22 protein-coding genes are annotated in these 19,653 nt (G+C 67.1%); 5 read left to right on the top strand and 17 right to left on the bottom strand.

Annotated features, from left to right (window positions below):
- Positions 1-141: 141 nt before the first annotated feature.
- Positions 142-1,689 carry an HNH endonuclease signature motif containing protein gene (locus tag E1261_RS01625; protein WP_132400603.1) on the top strand — a complete coding sequence of 516 codons (1,548 nt, stop codon included), beginning with the start codon at positions 142-144 and terminating at the stop codon, positions 1,687-1,689.
- A 114-nt stretch (positions 1,690-1,803) separates the two neighbouring features.
- Here E1261_RS01625 and E1261_RS01620 read toward each other — a convergent pair whose 3' ends face one another.
- Positions 1,804-2,619, bottom strand: coding sequence for an ATP-grasp domain-containing protein (locus tag E1261_RS01620; RefSeq protein WP_132400600.1), 816 nt, complete (start codon positions 2,617-2,619; stop codon positions 1,804-1,806).
- Between the two features lie 72 nt (positions 2,620-2,691).
- Here E1261_RS01620 and E1261_RS01615 point away from each other — a divergent pair, with 72 nt between their 5' ends.
- The gene (locus E1261_RS01615; protein WP_132400597.1) at positions 2,692-3,042 is read left to right on the top strand and encodes a TraR/DksA family transcriptional regulator; all 351 of its coding nucleotides are present in this window, start codon (positions 2,692-2,694) and stop codon (positions 3,040-3,042) included.
- A gap of 14 nt (positions 3,043-3,056) precedes the next feature.
- Positions 3,057-4,319, top strand: coding sequence for a replication-associated recombination protein A (locus E1261_RS01610; protein ID WP_238175942.1), 1,263 nt, complete (start codon positions 3,057-3,059; stop codon positions 4,317-4,319).
- On the opposite strand, the gene E1261_RS01605 is transcribed toward E1261_RS01610, so the two are convergent.
- The 13 genes from E1261_RS01605 to E1261_RS01545 form a co-directional block, all read right to left on the bottom strand.
- Positions 4,310-4,741, bottom strand: a complete 432-nt coding sequence (locus tag E1261_RS01605) for a DUF2550 domain-containing protein (RefSeq protein ID WP_132400594.1) — start codon at positions 4,739-4,741, stop codon at positions 4,310-4,312. The two genes, E1261_RS01610 and E1261_RS01605, sit on opposite strands and share 10 nt — an antisense overlap.
- Before the next feature lie 138 nt (positions 4,742-4,879).
- The gene (locus E1261_RS01600) at positions 4,880-5,284 is read right to left on the bottom strand and encodes a F0F1 ATP synthase subunit epsilon (protein ID WP_132400591.1); all 405 of its coding nucleotides are present in this window, start codon (positions 5,282-5,284) and stop codon (positions 4,880-4,882) included.
- On the bottom strand, positions 5,284-6,738 hold the full coding sequence (gene atpD / locus E1261_RS01595) for a F0F1 ATP synthase subunit beta (RefSeq protein ID WP_132400588.1): 1,455 nt from the start codon (positions 6,736-6,738) through the stop codon (positions 5,284-5,286). The genes E1261_RS01600 and atpD overlap by 1 nt, the downstream gene beginning before the upstream one ends.
- 5 nt (positions 6,739-6,743) lie before the next feature.
- Positions 6,744-7,655, bottom strand: coding sequence for a F0F1 ATP synthase subunit gamma (locus tag E1261_RS01590; protein ID WP_132400585.1), 912 nt, complete (start codon positions 7,653-7,655; stop codon positions 6,744-6,746).
- A gap of 6 nt (positions 7,656-7,661) precedes the next feature.
- Positions 7,662-9,299, bottom strand: a complete 1,638-nt coding sequence (atpA, locus tag E1261_RS01585) for a F0F1 ATP synthase subunit alpha (RefSeq protein WP_132400582.1) — start codon at positions 9,297-9,299, stop codon at positions 7,662-7,664.
- Between the two features lie 94 nt (positions 9,300-9,393).
- On the bottom strand, positions 9,394-10,191 hold the full coding sequence (locus E1261_RS01580) for a F0F1 ATP synthase subunit delta (RefSeq protein ID WP_132400579.1): 798 nt from the start codon (positions 10,189-10,191) through the stop codon (positions 9,394-9,396).
- Entirely contained in the window at positions 10,191-10,763 is a 573-nt protein-coding gene (locus tag E1261_RS01575) for a F0F1 ATP synthase subunit B (protein WP_132400576.1), read from the bottom strand. Before E1261_RS01575 ends, E1261_RS01580 begins: the two co-directional genes overlap by 1 nt.
- A 30-nt stretch (positions 10,764-10,793) precedes the next feature.
- Positions 10,794-11,036: an ATP synthase F0 subunit C gene (atpE, locus tag E1261_RS01570; RefSeq protein ID WP_132400573.1), complete on the bottom strand. Its 243-nt coding sequence runs from the start codon at positions 11,034-11,036 to the stop codon at positions 10,794-10,796.
- A 77-nt stretch (positions 11,037-11,113) separates the two neighbouring features.
- Positions 11,114-11,896 (bottom strand): F0F1 ATP synthase subunit A, encoded by a 783-nt coding sequence (atpB, locus tag E1261_RS01565; RefSeq protein WP_132400570.1) that lies wholly within the window; start codon positions 11,894-11,896, stop codon positions 11,114-11,116.
- A 118-nt stretch (positions 11,897-12,014) separates the two neighbouring features.
- Positions 12,015-12,230 carry an AtpZ/AtpI family protein gene (locus tag E1261_RS01560; RefSeq protein ID WP_132400567.1) on the bottom strand — a complete coding sequence of 72 codons (216 nt, stop codon included), beginning with the start codon at positions 12,228-12,230 and terminating at the stop codon, positions 12,015-12,017.
- A 90-nt stretch (positions 12,231-12,320) separates the two neighbouring features.
- Positions 12,321-12,785 (bottom strand): Cg1360 family ATP-synthase-associated protein, encoded by a 465-nt coding sequence (locus tag E1261_RS01555; RefSeq protein WP_132400564.1) that lies wholly within the window; start codon positions 12,783-12,785, stop codon positions 12,321-12,323.
- Between the two features lie 199 nt (positions 12,786-12,984).
- Entirely contained in the window at positions 12,985-13,245 is a 261-nt protein-coding gene (locus tag E1261_RS01550) for a hypothetical protein (RefSeq protein ID WP_132400561.1), read from the bottom strand.
- A gap of 287 nt (positions 13,246-13,532) precedes the next feature.
- Positions 13,533-13,913: a hypothetical protein gene (locus tag E1261_RS01545; RefSeq protein ID WP_132400558.1), complete on the bottom strand. Its 381-nt coding sequence runs from the start codon at positions 13,911-13,913 to the stop codon at positions 13,533-13,535.
- Between the two features lie 636 nt (positions 13,914-14,549).
- On the opposite strand from E1261_RS01545, the gene E1261_RS01540 reads away from it, so the two are divergent.
- Positions 14,550-14,936, top strand: coding sequence for a hypothetical protein (locus tag E1261_RS01540; protein ID WP_132400555.1), 387 nt, complete (start codon positions 14,550-14,552; stop codon positions 14,934-14,936).
- 328 nt (positions 14,937-15,264) lie between these two features.
- On the opposite strand, the gene E1261_RS01535 is transcribed toward E1261_RS01540, so the two are convergent.
- The 3 genes from E1261_RS01535 to E1261_RS01525 form a co-directional block, all read right to left on the bottom strand.
- Positions 15,265-15,933 carry a hypothetical protein gene (locus E1261_RS01535; RefSeq protein ID WP_132400552.1) on the bottom strand — a complete coding sequence of 223 codons (669 nt, stop codon included), beginning with the start codon at positions 15,931-15,933 and terminating at the stop codon, positions 15,265-15,267.
- Between the two features lie 625 nt (positions 15,934-16,558).
- A complete protein-coding gene (locus E1261_RS01530; RefSeq protein WP_132400549.1) occupies positions 16,559-17,683 on the bottom strand; it encodes a glycosyltransferase family 4 protein in 1,125 nt (374 codons plus the stop codon).
- Positions 17,683-18,510, bottom strand: coding sequence for an L-threonylcarbamoyladenylate synthase (locus E1261_RS01525; protein WP_238175941.1), 828 nt, complete (start codon positions 18,508-18,510; stop codon positions 17,683-17,685). Before E1261_RS01525 ends, E1261_RS01530 begins: the two co-directional genes overlap by 1 nt.
- Positions 18,511-18,630: 120 nt before the next feature.
- Between E1261_RS01525 and E1261_RS01520 the strand changes: the two genes are divergently transcribed.
- On the top strand, positions 18,631-19,650 hold the full coding sequence (locus E1261_RS01520) for an adenosine deaminase (RefSeq protein WP_202874244.1): 1,020 nt from the start codon (positions 18,631-18,633) through the stop codon (positions 19,648-19,650).
- The last annotated feature ends 3 nt before the right edge of the window (positions 19,651-19,653 follow it).

Below are 19,653 nucleotides of genomic sequence, written 5' to 3'. Positions count from 1 at the left end.
TTCCACCGCAGCTCCCCTCAGCCGGGCTCTGGTGTGGACAAGTTGAGTGGGCAACCAGCCCACAAACAGCCCACACATTCCCTTGTAAATAAGGGCTTTTGAGCTCGAAAAGTGTCGGTGGGGGTGTCTAAGCTTTGGGGTATGGAGATCTTGGCGATGCCCCCGGTGTACACCCAGAGTGTCAGCGAACTGCTGACGCGGATGGACACCATTCAGGCTGCCAAGGCACTGCTCAGGGCCGACGAGCTGCAGACCATGGGCCGGATGGAAGAAATGGGCGCCGCGCAGGAGCTGGGTGCCCGGGACATGGTCGAGCTGGTCTCGGAACGCTACCGTCTCGATCGCGCCGAGGTCCGCAAAGATCTCGCCTTCACGACCGCCCTACGCAAGTACCCGGTGGTCGCGGCCGCGATGCCTGATCCTGCCGATCCGTCTCGTCCGGAGGTCGTGTCACCCGACCTGGCCAAGATCATCGTCAACACCCTCGAGAAAGCACCGTCGAGTACGCCGGTCGAGACCCTGACCGTCGCCGAAGAACAAATGGTCAACATGGCGCGCATATCCAACCCCCGCGAACTCGCCAAGTTCGGCCAGACAGTCCTCACCAGACTCGACACCGACGGCCCCGAACCAGCCGAAGACGAAGCCGTCAGCAAGGAGTTCCTGCGGCTGCGGCAGACCGACGGCGGAGTCAAGTTCACCGGGTTCGTGGCCGGCGCCAGCGGCGAGCAACTGATGACCCAGATCCACCAAGGAGCCAAGCCCCACAAGACCATCGACGGCGAACGCGACCCCCGGACCCTCGACCAGCGCCAAGCCGACGCGTTCAAAGCGACCATGGACGCCGCCGCCGGAAATCGCGACTACCCCGGCGTCCCGCACCTGACCGTCACCATCGACTTCAACGACCTCAAAGCCGCCCTCGCCGCCGCCCCCGCCGCGTTCGGCGGCAGCACGGCCAGCGGACCTGGCGCGGTAGGCGAACTGGTCTTCGGTGACAACCTGTCCGCCGGCGCAGTCCGCCTCCTTGCCTGTGACGCGGCGGTGTTACCGATCGTCCTGGGCGGCGATTCGCAGCCGTTGGATGTCGGCACCGAGCAGCGCTTCGTGAACCGCTACATTCGCCGGGCGTTGAACAAGCGGGACAAGGGCTGCGTGGTGTGTCAAGCCCCGCCGTGGATGTGCCACGCCCACCACATCATCGAGTGGGCCAACGGCGGCCCGACCAGCCTCCAAAACCTCGCCCTGTTATGCGCTCGCCATCACCGCGCGGTGCACAACGGTCAATGGGCGATCTCGATCACCGCAGCCGGCGTCCAGGTCACCCGCCCATCCTGGGCCGACCCGCCACCTGTGCCTGACCGTGCCGCACTCGCCGCCCTGATCGACTGGGTCACCCCTGCCCCCAACCCCGGTCCTAGCGACAGCAGCACCGGCACCGCCACCGCCACCGTCGACTACTGGGGCGAGAGCACGGCCGGCGTCAGCAACAGCGCCGGTTCAAAGACCCCCAGTGCCAGCAGCAACCCAGCCCACGAACACCCTGGCCGACTCCCGACCGCCAGCACCCTTCTCGACCCGGCACGGGCCGCAGACCGCGAAGCCTTCCGGACCCAGCTGCTCGCCCACGCACCCAGCAACTTCGACCCCTGGGGCACCAACACCACCCCAACAACCGAACCACCGTAAACCCCACCGGTTCACCGACACGACCAACTGCGCAGCCGGCCCCAACGGGCCGGCCCGTAGGCATGCCCACCGAGGGCTCAGCACCGCAGTCGACGAGCCTTGGGCGGGCTGGGCTTACCGGGCGAACAGGGCGCTGATTAGTTCCTGTGGATCACGTGAGGCGGGCCAGTCGCTGACCTGGCCGTCGCCCAGCTCCACAACGCGCCATGCGCCGTCGGTGCGCCTCGTGAGGTCGACTGTCACGAACGGCAGCGCCAGGTCTGCCACCAGCGGCTCGACCTCGATCAGGTCGACACCATCCGGTACGTCGTCTGGGGTGTCCGGGTGCGGAGTCACCAGGACGCATCGCCCGCCAACCCACCAGCTGCGCGCCTCCACGCCGACGAACTGCTCGAAGCGCCGTACGACGAACCCTCCGGCGAACGAGTCCTCCCGCAGCTCCAGAAACCGCCGCGCCACCCGCTCGACCGCAATCACGTCCGCAACGTCCGGGATGTAGGCCGCCTCGTCCCAGTAGTGCTTCATCGACTTCACGTAGTCCCGCAGCACCGCAGGGCCCTCCCCCAGCGCACCCACTGCAGTCACCAACGCGGCAACGTCGTCCCCCACCGTCCACACCGACTCCGGCGTCACCTCGCGCAGCGCGTCGTACCAGCCGGGCAACTCGTGCGCCGCCCGATAGCTGTCCGCACCGGTCCGCAGCGACACCCCACGCTCCCCCAGCGCGCCCGCAAACCCGTCGTACTGCGAGGTCGTCATCATCCACCCGCGGTACACCACGTCCTCCCCCGCCGGCACCCCGTCGACAGTGAGCGCATCATGATCGACCCGCGCCACCGCCACCCCCAGCGCCCGCGCAGCCGCCGCCTGCCCCGCAAAGTGCGGATCCACCCGCCGCGGATTCAAAGGATCACCAGGCACCAGCAGCATGCCCCCATCCTCCCGGAAACCCGCACGCCATACCCGACAGAGGGTGTCGTGATTGGGTGAGAGTGTGGTGCCGTGGCGCGCGCAGACCTAGCTGAGCTCCGCGGTCTGCTGGAAGCGGACCGCGAGCGCACTCGCGACCTGATCTCCGCGCTGACGGGGAACTTCAGTTCGATCGTCGAGGCGGCCCGGCTCACGGCCACAGATGACGAGCACGACCCTGAGGGTGCGACGATCGCTTTCGAACGCTCACAGACCAGCGCCCTGCTCCTTGCGGCCACCACGCACCTGGCCGACGTGGACCTGGCGCTGGAGCGGATCACCAACGGCACGCACGGCCAGTGCGAGCGTTGTGCCCAGAGCATCTCCCCCGAGCGACTGCTGGCTCGGCCGGCTGCACGCACTTGCATCACCTGCGCGTCCTAGGAGGGCCTGCACACGTGTCCAGCACAGATGGACTGTTCGAACTACCCCAGCCCACAGAGCATGCACTGGGTACGGCGCCACTCGCGGTGCGGATGCGGCCACGCACACTGCATGAGGTGGTTGGCCAGGCGCACCTGCTGCGGCCCGGCGCACCGCTACGACGACTGCTGCAGGGCGGCACAGCGGCTTCGGTGTTGCTGTACGGACCGCCCGGCACCGGCAAGACCACCATTGCGCGACTGCTGGCCGCTCAAGACACCCGGTACTTCGTAGCGCTCTCCGCACTGTCGAGCGGCGTCAAGGAGCTGCGCGACGTCATCAACGACGCTCGGCGTCGCCGCGACCGCCAGACGGTGCTGTTCATCGACGAGGTGCACCGCTTCTCCAAGACGCAGCAGGACGCTCTGCTCGGAGCCGTCGAAGACCGGCTCATCCTACTTGTCGCCGCCACCACGGAGAACCCGTCCTTCTCCGTGGTCACGCCGCTGCTCTCACGTCTGCTGGTTCTCCAGCTCCAGTCGCTCACCGCCGACGACGTCCGCGAGCTACTCCGTCGTGCGGTGACCGAGGAGCGCGGACTGAACGGCGCAGTGACGCTCTCGACCGAGGCCGAGGACGCACTGGTGCGGCTGTCCGGCGGCGACGCTCGCACTGCGCTGACCGCGCTGGACGCCAGTGCCGACGGGCTGAGCGACACCGGCAGCACGCTGATCGACGTACTGGCTGTTGAGCGTGCTGTGGCTGAGGCGAGCGTCCGCTATGACCGGCAAGGAGATCAGCACTACGACGTCATCAGCGCCTTCATCAAGTCGATCCGCGGCTCCGACCCGGACGCCGCGCTGCACTACCTCGCACGGATGCTGGTCGCCGGTGAGGACCCGCGTTTCATCGCGCGCCGCCTGCTGGTTCATGCCAGTGAGGACATCGGCCTGGCCGATCCGACCGCCCTTCAGGCCGCCGTAGCCGCAGCGCAGACCGTCCAGCTCGTCGGTATGCCGGAAGCCCGCTTGGCGCTGGCCCAGGCGACCGTGCACCTAGCGGTGGCACCCAAGTCGAACACCATCGTCAAAGCCATCGACGCGGCCATGTCCGACGTACGGGCTGGGCTGATCGGCGACGTACCGCCGCACCTGCGGCAGGGGCGCTACCAGGGCGCACAGGACCTGGGGAACGCCGTCGGCTACCGCTCACCGCACAACAACCCTGCGGGGCTTCAGCAGCAGTACCTGCCCGACCCGCTGGTGGGGAAGAGCTACTACCGCCCGGCTCAGAGGTAGGTCTGGGTGCTCGGGGGTGCGGATTCCATCCAGGCGAGGACGCCGGTGAGGGCTTCTTCGGTCATGGCGAAGTGGACGGTGCGGTCGCGGAGCTCGGCGTCGACTATGACGTGGCCGGCGTAGGTGACCAGGGGCTCGTTGCCCATCGGGCGGCGGGTCTTGATGGCTTCGAGCTGGCGGCGGTTGACGGTCAGCTTGGGCCACCAGGCGAGGCTGAAGACGCGGAACCATTGCAGGTCGTCACCGACGTAGCGGGCCAGGCCGAGGGCCCAGCCGCGGCCGTGGTCCTTCTCGGCGAGCTGGAGGCTGCAATCGAACGTGCCGCCGTCCCTGGTCAACCAGCGACGACGGCACGCGAAAGCGATGATCAGCAGTACGGCGGCAGCCAGACAGACCCCGACGACATCGAGGACTGTTCTCATACCCTGCCGACCCCATTTCCGGTGCCCCGAAGGTGGTACTGCTCCGGGCACCGCCGGAGAAACCGTACTGTCAGTGACGTTGTTCGATTATGGCAGGTGGGGTGAAGCCGTGATCGGCCCCACCCCACCTACGGTCGTTCAGGATGCTGTTTCGGCGGCCCTGACCCGGGCCTCGGCGGCGCGGACCTCGTCCGCGTCGGCCTCACCGGCGGTCCCGGTCGCGAGCGCCTGCTCGAGCTCGCGACGGGCCTCCTCCAGGTCGATGTCGTGCCCCATCTCGGCGTTCTCGGCCAGGATCGAGACCCGGTCGTTCGCCACCGAGATGAAGCCGTCCGGGGCGGCCGCGACGAGGAAGTCCCCGTCGACGGTCCGCACCTGGACGGTGCCACCCTGCAGCAGACCCAGCAGCGGGGCATGGCCGGGGAGGATACCGACGTCACCGTCGGTGGTGCGGGCGATCACGATCGTCGCCTGCCCCTCCCAGACCACCCGCTCGGCCGCGACCAGCGCGACCTCGAGGTGCTTGCTGCTTTCCTCAGCCATTACAGCTCCTTCTGGAGCTCAGCCCAACGCCGCTCGACGTCGTCGAGCGAACCGACGTTGAAGAAGGCCTGCTCGGCGATGTGGTCGCACTCGCCGTCCGCGATCTTCTTGAACGACTCGATGGTTTCCTTCAGCGGCACCGTCGAACCCGGCGTGTTGGTGAACTTCTCCGCCATGTAGGTGTTCTGCGAGAGGAACTGCTCGATCCGGCGCGCGCGGGCGACGGTGATCTTGTCCTCTTCGGTGAGCTCGTCGACACCGAGGATGGCGATGATGTCCTGCAGTTCCTTGTTCTTCTGCAGGATCTGCTTCACCCGGACGGCCACGTCGTAGTGCTCCTGGCCGATGTACTGCGGGTCGAGGATCCGCGACGTGGAGGTCAGCGGGTCGACGGCCGGGTACAGACCACGCGACGCGATCACTCGCGACAGCTCGGTGGTCGCGTCCAGGTGCGCGAACGTGGTGGCCGGCGCCGGGTCGGTGTAGTCGTCGGCGGGCACGTAGATCGCCTGCATCGAGGTGATCGAGTGACCGCGCGTCGAGGTGATCCGCTCCTGCAGAACGCCCATCTCGTCGGCCAGGTTCGGCTGGTACCCCACGGCGCTGGGCATCCGGCCGAGCAGCGTGGAGACCTCGGAACCGGCCTGCGTGAACCGGAAGATGTTGTCGATGAAGAGCAGTACGTCCTGCTCCTTCACGTCGCGGAAGTACTCCGCCATCGTGAGTGCCGACAGCGCGACGCGAAGACGCGTGCCCGGCGGCTCGTCCATCTGACCGAAGACCAGCGCGGTGTCCTTGAAGACGCCGGCGTCCTCCATCTCGTGGATCAGGTCGTTGCCCTCACGGGTGCGCTCACCGACACCGGCGAACACCGAGGTGCCACCGAAGTTGTGGGCGATCCGGTAGATCATCTCCTGGATCATGACGGTCTTGCCGACACCCGCACCGCCGAACAGGCCGATCTTGCCGCCCTGGACGTACGGCGTGAGCAGGTCGAGGACCTTGATCCCGGTCTCGAGCATCTCGGTCTTGGACTCGAGCTGGTCGAAGGCCGGCGCCTTGCGGTGGATCGGCCAGCGCTCGGTGATCTCGAACTCGGACTCGTCCTGGTTCAGGCACTTGCCGGTCACGGACCAGACCCGGCCCTTGGTGACGTCGCCGACCGGGACGGAGATCGCGGCACCGGTGTCGCGCACCTCGGTGCCCCGGACCAGACCGTCGGTGGGCTTCATCGAGATCGCCCGGACGATGTTGTCGCCGACGTGCAGCGCAACCTCGAGGGTGATCGTCGCGGTGACATCGGCCAGCGTGATGTCCACCTCGAGGGCGTTGTACATCTCCGGCATCGCGTCCGCGGGGAACTCGATGTCGACGACCGGGCCGATGACCCGGGCAACCCGGCCCACGGCACCGGCCGTGCCGTTGTTGTCTTTCTCGGTAACCGTCGCTGTCATCTCTCTCACTCGCTCCCGGCGTTGGCGTCAGCCAGCGCGTTGGCGCCACCGACGATCTCGCTGATTTCCTGGGTAATGGCCGACTGCCGCACCTGGTTGTACTCGCGGGTCAGTCGTTCGATCAGATCCTGCGCGTTGTCGGTGGCCGACTTCATCGCGCGCTGCCGGCTGGCCAGCTCGGAGGCCGCCGCCTGCAGCATGCAGTAGTGGATCCGGCTGGCGACGTACTTGGGCAGCAACCCGTCCAGCACGTCCTCGGCGGACGGCTCGAACTCGTACAGCGGCAGCACGTCCTCGTCGGCCGGAGCCTCTTCGCCCTCGACGACCTCCAGCGGCAGCAACCGGATCACGTCCGGCTTCTGCGTCAGCATCGACACGAACCGGGTGAAGACGATGTGGATCTCGTCCACGCCGCCTTCCTCGGTCGGGGTCAGGAAGGCCTCGATCAGCTTGTCCGCGACCTCGCGGGCCCAGGCGAACGAGGGCGCGTCGGACTCGCCGCTCCACGACTGCGCGATCTCGCGCTGCCGGAAGGTGTAGTACGCGATGCCCTTACGGCCGGTGACGTACGAAACGATCTCTTTCTCGTCCTCGCGGAGCAGCTGGTTCAGCCGCTCCCCCTCGCGGATGACCGAGGACGAGTAGGCGCCGGCCTGGCCGCGGTCCGAGGTGAGCAACAGCACCGCGGCACGCTTCGGGTTCGGCTTCTCCGTGGTCAGCGGGTGGTCGACGTTCGAGAACGTCGCCACCGCCGACACGGCACGGGTGAGCTCACGCGCGTACGGACCGGCCGCCTGGGCGCGTTGCTGCGCCTTGACGATCCGGGACGCCGCGATGAGCTCCATCGCACGGGTGAGCTTCTTGATCGTCGTGACCGAGTCACGACGATCCTTCAGCTCGCGTTGGGTTGCCGGCATGGACGATCAGCCCCGCTTCTGCCGGACGATCTGCTCCTGCTCGACATCCTCTTCGGCCAGGGCCACGCTGTCCTCGCGACCGACGAGCAGCTGCCCGTCGGAGGTCTGGAAGGTCGGCTTGAACGAGTCCAGCGCGGCCACCACGGCCTGCTGGGCGTCGTCCTCGAAGAGGTTCGACTCACGGATGCCGTCGAGCACCTTGCCGTCGCGGCGCAGGAACTCGAGGAACTCGCGCTCGAAACGCAGTACGTCGGCGACCGGTACGTCGTCGAACTTGCCGGTGGTGCCGGCCCAGATCGAGACGACCTGGTCCTCGACCGCGTACGGCGAGTACTGCGGCTGGCGGAGCAGCTCGACCAAGCGCTGACCACGGTCCAGCTGACGGCGCGAGGTGGCGTCGAGGTCGGACGCGAACATCGCGAACGCCTCCATCGCGCGGAACTGCGCGAGGTCCAGCTTCAGCGTTCCGGAGACCTTCTTCATCGCCTTGACCTGCGCGGCGCCACCAACACGGGACACCGAGATACCGACGTCGATGGCCGGGCGGATGTTGGCGTTGAACAGGTCCGACTGCAGGAAGATCTGGCCGTCGGTGATCGAGATGACGTTGGTCGGGATGAACGCCGAGACGTCGTTCGCCTTGGTCTCGATGATCGGCAGACCCGTCATCGAACCGGCGCCGAGCTCGTCGCTCAGCTTCGCGCAGCGCTCGAGGAGACGGCTGTGCAGGTAGAAGACGTCACCCGGGTAGGCCTCACGGCCCGGCGGGCGGCGCAGCAGCAGCGACATCGAGCGGTAGGCCTCGGCCTGCTTGCTCAGGTCGTCGAACACGATCAGGACGTGCTTGCCCTGGTACATCCAGTGCTGGCCGATGGCCGAGCCGGTGTAGGGAGCGACGTACTTGTAGCCGGCCGGGTCGGACGCCGGGGAGGCGACGATGGTGGTGTACTCCATCGCGCCGGCCTCTTCGAGCGCGCCGCGCACGGAGGCGATCGTCGAGCCCTTCTGGCCGATGGCGACGTAGATGCAGCGAACCTGCTTCTTCGGGTCGCCGGACTCCCAGTTGGCCTTCTGGTTGATGATCGTGTCGACCGCGATCGCCGTCTTACCGGTCTTGCGGTCGCCGATGATCAGCTGGCGCTGGCCGCGGCCGACGGGGATCATGCCGTCGATCGCCTTGATGCCGGTCTGCAGCGGCTCGCGGACCTCCTGGCGGTCCATCACGCCGGCCGCCTGCAGCTCCAGGGCGCGGGTGCCGTCGATGCCGTTGATCTCGCCCAGGCCGTCGATCGGGGTGCCCAGCGGGTCCACGACGCGACCGAGGTAACCGTCACCGACCGGGACGGACAGGACCTGGCCGGTACGACGTACCTGCTGGCCCTCCTCGATGCCGCCGAACTCACCGAGCACGGCCACACCGATGTCACGGACATCGAGGTTCAGGGCGATGCCCTTGGTGCCGTCCTCGAACTCGAGCAGCTCGTTGGTCATCGCCGAGGGCAGGCCCTCGACGTGCGCGATGCCGTCACCGGCGTCGATAACAGTGCCGACCTCTTCGCGGGCCGCCTCGGCCGGCTGGTAGTCGGTGACGAACCGATCCAGGGCGTCCCGGATCTCCTCCGGCCTGATCGTGAGCTCAGCCATTTCGTGTTTCCTGCTTCCTTGACCCTTGCTGGCCTGTTGTGGCTCTAAAGGTTTGCCGCCCTTAGCGCCGCTGTTCTGTCGTTAAGGGGGGCGATCAGCCCGCGATGCGCCGTTGCGCCTCGTCGAGCCTGGCCGCGATGGTTGCGTCGATCACTTCGTCACCGATGTCCACCCGGACGCCGCCGATCACGTTCGGGTCGACGATCACGTTCAGCTGGATGTCCCGGCCGTACTGGCGTCCGAGGGCCGTGGCGAGCCGCGTCCGCTCCGCCTCGGACAGGGCCGTGGCGACCCGGACCGTGGCGATGCTCGCGTTCCGCCGGGCCGCGGCAGCGACCTGGTAGGACCGCAGCGAACCGGCGAAGCTCCGTCCGCGACCGTCGACAGCCCGCTCGGCCAGCCGCACCGTCACCGGGTCGGCCTTGCCGCGCAGCAGTCCGGCCAGCAGCTCCTGACGAGCCGCGACCGGGATGTTGCGGTCGCTGAGCTTGTCGCTCAGTCCCCGCTCGGCCGCGACGATCCGGTCCAGCCGGAACAGCTCGTCCTCGACGTCGTCCAGCTTGCGCCCGCTGTCGGCGAAGGCCACCTCGGCCTCGACGCTCAGCTGGTCCAGCGCGTTCCCGAGGTCACGGCCGCTGACCCAGCGACCGGCCACGGCGATGGTCAGGATCTCCTGTGCCTGGGCGGAGATCTTGCCACCGAACAACTGCTGGACGAGCGCGGTGCGCTGGTCCCGCGAACGGGCCGGGTCGGTCAGCGCGCGGCGCAACGCACCGGTGCTGTCCAGGAGCCGGGCCACCGAGAACAACTCGGCCCCCAGCCCCTCGGTGACGGCGGCACTCGCCAGGGCCTCCTGGGCCTTGGCGAGCGACTCGTTCGATGCGCCGCGCATCAGCCGTCCGTTCCGACGGCCGCGCGCGCCGACTCCGATGCCTCGAGCTCGGACAGGAAGCGCTCGACGGTCCGGCGCTGCCGGGCCTCGTCCTCCAGCGACTCCCCGACGATCCGACCGGCCAGCGTGGTCGCCATCGTCCCGACCTCACCGCGCAACGAGGCAACCGCCTGCGTCCGCTCGGCGTCGATCTGGGTGCGAGCGTGCGAGACGATCCGCTCGGCCTCGACACCGGCCTGCTCACGCATCTCCGCGATGATCTGCGCACCCTGCTCACGCGCGTCCTCACGGATCTTCGCAGCCTCCGAGCGGGCCTCGGCCAGCTGCGCGTTGTACTTCTCCAAAGCCGCCTTCGCCTCGGCCTGGGCCTGCTTGGCCTCGTTCATCCCGCCTTCGATCGCCGCGGTCCGATCGGCGTACGCCTTCTCGAACTTCGGTACGACGACCTTGGCGAAGGCGATGGCCAGCAGGATCAGGAAGACGAAGCCGAAGATGATCTCTGCGGTGTGCGGCAGCAGCGGGGACGGTTCCTCGCCTGCTGCTTCTGCCAGCGGTAGCACCAACGTCAACATGTCTGGATCCTGTCAGTCAGAGGAGGTAGATCAGGCGCCGCTGTTACGGAACACGAAGGCCAGGGCGATACCGATGATCGCCAGAACCTCGGTGACACCGAAGCCGATCCACGCGATCGACTGGAGCTTGTTCTGAGCCTCCGGCTGGCGAGCGGTGCCGTTGATGACGGCAGCGAAGATCAGACCAACGCCGACGCCCGGGCCGATCGCCGCAAGGCCATAACCGAGGACCGCGATGTTTCCGCCCAACTCGAGGGCCAGCTGAGAAACCATGGTTCCGGTGTTTCCTTTCAGTACGGATAGGGACTATCCGGGTTTCCGTTACTACGGGTCAGTGGGGGTACTGCTGATCAGTGCTCGTCAGCAATTGCGCTGCCGATGTACTGCGCGGTGAGGACCACGAAAATGTAGGCCTGGATGCACTGGACGAACAGCTCCAGTGCGGCGATCGCGAGGCCCATCAGGAAGGTGATGATGCCGACGCCGCCGAGCGCGATGCTCCCGGACTCGAACACCATGTACTCGCCGCCGAGAACGAACACCAGCAGCAGGATGTGACCGGCGAACATGTTGGCGAACAGCCGCAGGCTCAGCGAAACCGGGCGGACCAGGATGTTCGAGATGAACTCGATCGGGATCATCAGCGGCATCAGCCAGCCAGGGACACCCGCAGGCATCGTCTGGTGCTTGAAGTAGCCCCAGAGGCCCTTCTTCTTGATGCCGACCGCGTTGTAGATGACCCAGCTCATGATCGCGGCCACATACGCCCAGCCGATGTGGCTGAAGGTCGGGAACTGGATCAACGGGATGCTAGCGGCAACGTTGTTCAGCAGGATGAAGAAGAACAGGCCGGTCAGGTACGGCACGAACCTCATGTAGTCCTGGCTGCCGATCGCGTCCCGCGCGATCGAGTTGCGGACGAAGTTGTAGCCCAGCTCGCCCGCGAACTGCAGCTTGCTCGGGACCACGGCCGCCTTGCGGGACGCACCCCAGAAGAACCAGACGATGACGACGACGGACAAAGCGGCCACCAGCACAGGCTTGGTGAACCAATCAACGCCGTCGATGATCGGCGTGGTGTTGAAGCTCTCTGGACCGGGCGGGGTGAACTCGGTCGGAACGCCGGCAATCACCGGGTCTCCTCTCGCGTCGTGCTCAAGTCGGACGCCTTGTGGCTAAGGGCAGGGCGGCTCAGGGCATGGCGGTCAACAACGTCAGACCCGGTGCGGATCGGACCGTTCCCCGAAGGGATCAGGACCGCGACCCGTACCGGTAGTTCAACAGCAGGATGGTGAGCCCGGCACCGAGCACGATGCCCACCAGTACTAGAAACTGGGTGCCGAACAAGCGATCCAGCCCGAACCCGATGCCCCCGTACAGCAGGACACCGCCGATCAAGTAGGACAGGACCCGCCAGCCGTCGCCCGAATTCGGGGGTGATGGCTTCGGATCCTTGTGCTCGCTCATTGGCACCCGAAAGGTACCAGCCCGCGACACGCCGGGTCACATCGGTACCCGCGACGTCAATCACAGCACCAAAACCATTACTGGGCGTGGTCACGGGTTCACCTCGTTGTCGAGGTCGTAGATCGGCACCCGCAGCCGCGACCAGGCCCACATCTCGCCGGCCATCCAGCCCAGCACGACCACCATCGCGACAATGCCGAGCACGGTCAGATTCACGTGTCTGGCAAGGCCGTCCGAGCTGATCGCAAGAGCCAGCAGGACACCGAAGATCGCGATCCGCCCCGTGTACGACGCCATCGCCATCGCGAGCTGCATCGTCGGCGAGGTATGCCGCGAAAGGTGCAGTGCAAACAGCCCCAGGCCGGAGAAGACGATCACCATCAGCAATCCGAGGAGCGCGCCCCACAAGCCTTTGAGTCCAGCGGCAACAGCCGATACCGCGGCGGCATTGAGGCCGACCACGAGCGCCGCGGCCAACGCGCCGCGCAGCATCGCCAACGCCGGGTGCCGAGTGACTTGGCCGGCGACTCTTGGGCTGTGAGCTGAGGAAGCCATCTGGTGGTTCCGTCCTGCGGGCGACCAGGTCTCGCGGCCAGGTCGTCGGGTGGGCGGGGTCAGGGGTGTCAAAGTTCTTTGCTGGTGCTTGTGAAAACTAGCACAAAGTCTGCACCGTCAGCAAAACGAGTCCCCTGCCGCTGTACAACCACACCTTATCGGTAGCCCACACACCCCAGTGGTCTGGTCCCCGTCCGGGTCAGTCCGCAGCCGGAAGCCGGTCCATCGTCAGTGCACAACTGTCCAGCCGACTGGTCAGCGCGCGCAGCGCGGCCGTGGTCTCGGCCGGGCGCTTCCGCCAGTGGCCGAGCCGGTCCCTGAGCGCCGGATCCACAGCGAAATCTGCCGCCGGCACTCCCGACTGCTCCACGAACCAGAACGCCACCACCCGGTACGCCGGATCGGCCGGACCGTCCTCGGGTGGCGCACACCGATCAATCCGGGCGATCGACGCCGCCAACTGGGCTGCGACATAGGCTGCGGCGGACCGCCATCACCGTCATACTCCCTGCGGCCCGTCCGATTCACGCTCAGCGCACCCCACCCGGACCGCTCAGAAACGGCGTGAACGGTGGTGCAGGTCCGCGACACTCCCACACCCGACGGCCGGAGTCGTGGTACGCCACTCATCACCGAAGACAGAGCAGCCCTACAACCGCGGTTGTAGGGCTGCTCCGCCGCCGTGCTGGAGCCGATCCTCAGGCAACGACTTGGTCGTGGCCTAGAGCAATCTCTCGGGCGGGAAGCTCAGGCAAAGAATCCGGAGTTCCAGGTGATGTTTCCAGGGCCGTTCCACTCAATTTCCAGCATGTAGGCATCGTTGTTGACCAACGACACCGACCGGGTGTTACAGCCGGCGTCGCTACCGTCGGAAACCTCGACGTACACGGTGCTACCCTGGCGGATTCTTGCGGTCACCGAGTGCCCGTCTCGCTGCGTGTCGCAGATCTTGATCTGGTCAGTCGCATCCGTGAACTTGGTATACCCGAGCTGACGTCCGTCGATGTCGCTCAGGAAGACTGTTTCGTCGTCGGCGTGGGCCGTCGCCGGCACACCGACGACGATCGCGATTGCGGCAGCGCACATGATCGTCGCGCGCTTGGTGGATCGTGAGAACTTCGTGAACATTGCGGTTTCCTCCGATGGCTGAGCTCAACGAGAAACGCTATGGGTCCTCGCTGACGCAGCGCTGCCCGTACCTCACCCGTACTCCACCTCCGGTGACCGCAGTCGTGAGTCTGGGACCGTCGACACGCCAGCAGGACAAGCGATTGCGGGAGCTGTCGAACCCTTCGTAGGGCTCGCCCGGCGCCCGGGGGCGGGACAGGGGGCCGCCACCGGACGCCGTACAGGAGAGCGAGAGCAAGGCCACCTCTCACCTCTCCCGTTGGAGGGGAACGGCAAGACCATGTCAAACATGCGTGGACGCAGACAGGTACAAACCCGTACAACCGACCCATTTGCCACAACGTGCAATCCTGCGTCGGATTAGACCTTGCTGAGTGGCTTTGCGGCTCGGGTGCGGGGAAGGCCGGTGGTGAGGACTACTGCTATGACGGCGATGGTGAGGACTATCAGGGCGGTCCACGTAGCCCACACACTCCAGTGGCCTGGTCCCCGCCCGACCCTTTCTGCTGTCCACTGCACCACTGCACACAGGTTTGCATGCCAGTGGTTCGAGTGAAGTCTGTCCGGTAGGGATGTGCGACCGCGAGCGCGTTTACCCTGGCACGGTCGGGTCGGACTTCTATCGGGAGGACAGCGTTGGCCCGGAGTCAAGAGAAGCTACGGCGCGATATCGCCGCCGCCGGCAATGCCGCAATCGCCAAGAACGGCTACGCCACCGTGATCGATGTGCTGCTGGGCACCGGATGGGTTCGGCCTGAGAAGGTTGAGGAGTGGCGGCGCGGGCGCGTGCCATATCTGGAACAGGTGACAGTCGCCAGCCTGCCCAAGATCAGTACGGCGCTGCGGGACTTTCGGACCTGGGCCGAGAGCGCAGGACTACGACCGAGCGAAACTGTCTACGTCAGCTGGACCAGGGACCGCCGGCGACTGCGGTTCTCCAAGTCGGGAGACCCCAACATCGAGCGGGCGTACCGCACCCATTGGCTACCGCCGAAGCCTGACGCGAACAGCGGCGGCGACTGAGCCGACGGCAACCTGCTTCAGCGTCGGGAACGATGGGATCGAGGTGCGAGACGGCAGACAGCCGCTGGTTGGCGTCATCGGGAGCGAAGCGAGTGGGGTCGAACTGACTGCGGTCGTCCGGGCCAAGCCAGTCGCACATGTCCTGGTGTTCCTCCTCATGACCGGGATCGGTGAGGATCTGTACCAGCCGCGCATAGCCTGGCATGTCAGTCGAACAGGCTGCCCTGGGTGGCGATCTCAGTGCTGAGATTTCGGCTCCACGCCCGGATGGCGGCGTCGGCATCGTCGGCGGCCAGGGCGTGTGCGCGATCATGCTCACCCCATCTGATCAGTTGTTCCAGCGCTCCTTGCGCGGCGTCTTGTGAGCGCACCGCAGGGCGGCGTTCACCACCGTGCGTGCTTGTGCCGGATCCAATTCGTCCGCGGCATGTACAGCACCCGTTGCCGCAGCCGCGCCATCTCGGGCCGGCAACCCACGGGCACGAGCCATTACGTCGTTGGGGGTTGCCAGGTGCCGAGCGAGAACCCGCTCCGCGGCCCACGAGCGCAACGGTGGCCGAATGTCGCGTTCGGCGGTCATCGGAGTCTTCGGGTCAGAATGGACGGTGCGCTGCCGCGCCATACCCGGCACCGGGGAGAGATCGATCTCGACGAAGGCGCTGCCAAGCCAGCCGAGCGGGTACACGTACTGCGCCTTGTCGGGCCACAGCAAATCTTCGGCAAGCTGATCCTGCTGTTTGTCGTCGAGGATCCCTGAGGCCAGGATGCCGACCAGCACGCGGCCGCTGGTGCGCCGCCACCGCCAGTCCGTGCACAGCAACAACGCCGAGTCGACCGGTTCCGGCTGACCCGCGGCGTGCAGGCGCTGGAAGGTATCGATGGCCACTGACGGCGCCTGCTCACGCCCAAACGGTGCGGTCACCAGCAGCCGCCGCAGTTGTTGCGCATCGGGCGCCTCGGCGACATCCGCCGGTGACTCTTCATCGCGTGTCGCCACGTGTCCTCGCTCGTGCTCGCCATGGTCAGGTGCGGCGGCCGGTACAGTACCGCAGCCTCGCCTCGACTGTGCGGAGTATGTCGCCGCGTTGCACAACAGCACAGAGGCCACACTCGACGGCACACGCCCTGCACTCACCCGGACGCCGGCCGAGGCGTCACTCGACAGGCCGGTTGAGGGCAGCCCGTCATCAAGGGCGGACCGCCAGCCCATCACAACTGGATCCTTCGGCGCGGTTCTCCACGTGGGACCGCCGATACCACTCACTTGTGATGGCCTGGGCGTCCGGCAGCACCCGGGCGTACCGACGCGCGGGTAGTGGTTCGTCCGGCGGCAGGCCACGCCGCCTACCGAGGCGGTCGCTGACGCATTGCTGGGGACCACTACCCGTCGGTCGGTACGACGGACCTGCGCCACTGACCAACGCGGCTCCGGCGACTCGGCTCACGCTCGATTCAGCGTGCCGGACCTTCCGAAGACCGGCCTGGTCAGTGCCGGCGGTCCGCGATCGGGCCGGAAACCAGGGCCCGGCGCGCTGTCCGGCCATCTTCGCCAAGGTGTGTGGGTCCTGCTCAGCCCAGCACCATCGACCGGTGGACCGGACTGAGAAGTATCGGCCGACGGGTCAGACTTTGCTGAGGGGTTTTGCGGTGGCGCGGCGGCGAGGTAGGCCGGTGGTGAGGACTACGGCTATGACGGCGATGGTGAGGACTATCAGGGCGGTCCACCAGGTGAGGACGAGGCCTAGGACTACTACGCCGAAGGCGATCAGGATGGTCCAGAGGTACATCAGGAGGACTGCTCGGCGGTGGGAGTGGCCGCGTTGCATGAGGCGGTGGTGGAGGTGGAGTTTGTCGGCGGCGAAGGGTGAGCGGCCGGCTTTGGTACGGCGGATGTAGGCCATCGTCAGGTCGAGGGCAGGGATCGCGAGGACGGCGATCGGGAGGACGAGTGGCAGGAGTGCGGGCAGGAGGCTGGAACCGCCTACCTCGTAGGGGACGGCGTACGGGTCCATCTGGCCGGTGAGGCTGATGGTGGACGCGGCCAGCATCAGGCCGATCAGGAGGGCGCCGGAGTCGCCCATGAAGACCCTTGCGGGGAAGAAGTTGTGGGGCAGGAAGCCGAGGCAGGCGCCGGCCAGGGCGACCGTGATGAGGGTCGAGGTGGTGGCGCGGTCGAGGTCCTGCTCGACGTTCAGCAGGTAGGAGTAGGTGAAGAAGGCGAGGGCGCCGATCGCCGTCACACCGGCGGCCAGGCCGTCGAGGCCGTCGACGAAGTTCACGGCGTTGCAGGAGACCAGGAGGATGCCTGCGGTCAGTACGGCGAGCAGCGCGGCCGAGGGTGAGATCACGCCACCGGGTAGCGGCAGCCAGTACAGCTGGATGCCTTGGACAACCATCACGCCGACGGCGAGGACCTCACCGGCGAGCTTGGTGATCGCGTCGAGTTCGTAGAGGTCGTCGATCACGCCGACCGCGCAGATCACCGCGCCGCCGATCAGGATCGCGCGGCCGTCGTGGGCGACCTGCAGGCTGTCGCCGAGGAACGGCAGGCTGGAGGCGACCGCGAAGGCGGCGATCAGGCCGCCGAGGATGGAGACGCCGCCGAAGTACGGGATCGGGACCTTGTGCACGTCACGGGCGCGGACCTTGGCCACGGCGCCGTACCGGAGAGCGATCTGCCGGGCCACACCGGTCAGCAGGAAGGTCGTGGCCATCGCCACGAACAGGACCAGCAGGTACTCGCGCACTAGTCCGCAGGCCTCACATCAGGATTGACAGGCTTCTCGTCCTGCTTGGACGCATCCTTAGACACTTCAGTTGGCTCGGCCGGCTTCTCGTCCGCAACAACCTCGGCCGGCTTGTCCTCGGACGGCTTATCGTCCGCGACTGCCTCAGCGGGCTGATCTTCGGCGGGTGTCTCGACTGAGGGCTCGTCGTCCGCGGTTACCTCGGGGACCACTTCGCGGAGCTGGGCCAGGGTGAGGGCGCCGAGGCGGATCACGCGCGGGGTTTCGGTGGTGATGTCGATGATGGTGGAGGGCTCTCCGCCGGTCACCTCGCCACCGTCCAGGTAGACCGCGACCGCGTCACCCAGCTGCTCTTCGGCGTCGTACACGTCGAGAGCCGCGGCCTGGCCGCTCTTGTTGGCGGAGCTGACCGCCAGCGGGCCGGTGCGGGACAGGAGCTCGCGGGTGTTCTCGTGGTCCGGCACGCGGAGCGCGACGGTGCCCTGGGTCTCCCCCAGGTCCCACATCAGCGAACCCTGGGCGTGACAGATCACGGTCAGCGGCCCGGGCCAGAACTTCTCGCACAGTTTGCGGCCGGCCTCGGGGACGTCGGTGGCGAGCGCGTCCAGCGACTCGACCACCGAGATCAGCACCGGCGGCGGCATGTCGCGGCCGCGGCCCTTCGCGTCCAGCAGCCGCTGGACGGCGTCGGACTTGAAGGCGTCCGCGGCCAGTCCGTAGACGGTGTCGGTCGGCAGGACCACCAGGTCGCCGGCCTCGATCGCGTCCACGGCCGCACGGTACGCCGGGGCCAGTTCGTCACCCGTGAAATCGAAGCGCTCACTCACGCACCGAATCGTGCCACTCACGCGGTCCCGCGCCTAAACCGGCCCGACTTCCGGGCAAACTTGACCGTCAATTGTTAATTTTCCGGCGAACCGCGCCCGAATCTCCCTAGGATCCCGGACATGACTGTGACGCGTGAGTTCATCGAAGGGCTGCCGAAGGCCGAGCTGCATGTCCACCACGTCGGCTCCGCCTCGCCGCGGATCGTCGCCGAGCTGTCCGCCCGGCACCCCGGTTCGCCGGTGCCGGCCGACGCGGCGGCCCTGGCCGAGTACTTCCAGTTCACCGACTTCGCGAAGTTCGTCGAGATCTACCTGAGCGTCGTCGACCTGATCAAGACACCGGACGACGTCCGGCTGCTGACCTACGAGATCGCCCGCGAGATGGCCGGGCAGAACCTGCGGTACGCCGAGCTGACCGTGACGCCGTACACGTCGCAGCTGCGCGGGATCGCGCCGGAGGCGTTCTGCGAGGCGATCGAGGACGCCCGGACGGCGGCCGAGAAGGAGCTCGGGATCACCCTGCGGTGGATCTTCGACATCCCCGGTGAGACCGGCCTCGCCGGCGCCGAGGAGACGCTCCGGGTGGCGACCAAGATCCGTCCGGACGGGCTGATCGGCTTCGGGCTCGGCGGCCCGGAGATCGGCGTACCGCGGCCGCAGTTCAAGCCGTTCTTCGACGAGGCCATCGCAGCCGGTCTGCACAGCCTGCCGCACGCCGGCGAGACGACCGGCCCGGAGACGATCTGGGACGCCCTGCGGGTACTGCGTGCCGAGCGGATCGGCCACGGTACGTCGGCCATGCAGGACCCGGCCCTGGTCGACTATCTGGGTGAGCACCGGATCCCGCTCGAGGTCAGCCCGACGTCCAACCTCGCCACCCGGGTGGTCGCCTCGTACGACGTGCACCCGCTGAAGGCGATGGTCGAGGCCGGACTGGTCGTCACGATCAACTCCGACGACCCGCCGATGTTCGGCACCACTCTGACCAACGAGTACGCCGTCGCCGCGGACCTGCTCGGTCTGGACAACGCAGGTGTCGGCGAGCTCGCCAAGACCGCCGTACGGGTGTCCTTCGCCGAGGACTCGGTGAAGGACACCCTGACGGCCGAGATCGACGCGTACGTCGCAGCGAACAGCTAGCGA

The organism is Kribbella albertanoniae (assembly GCF_004348455.1).
GTDB lineage: Bacteria > Actinomycetota > Actinomycetes > Propionibacteriales > Kribbellaceae > Kribbella > Kribbella albertanoniae.
Note: the sequence above shows the minus strand (reverse complement) of the source record. Positions and strands in the feature narration are given on the sequence as shown.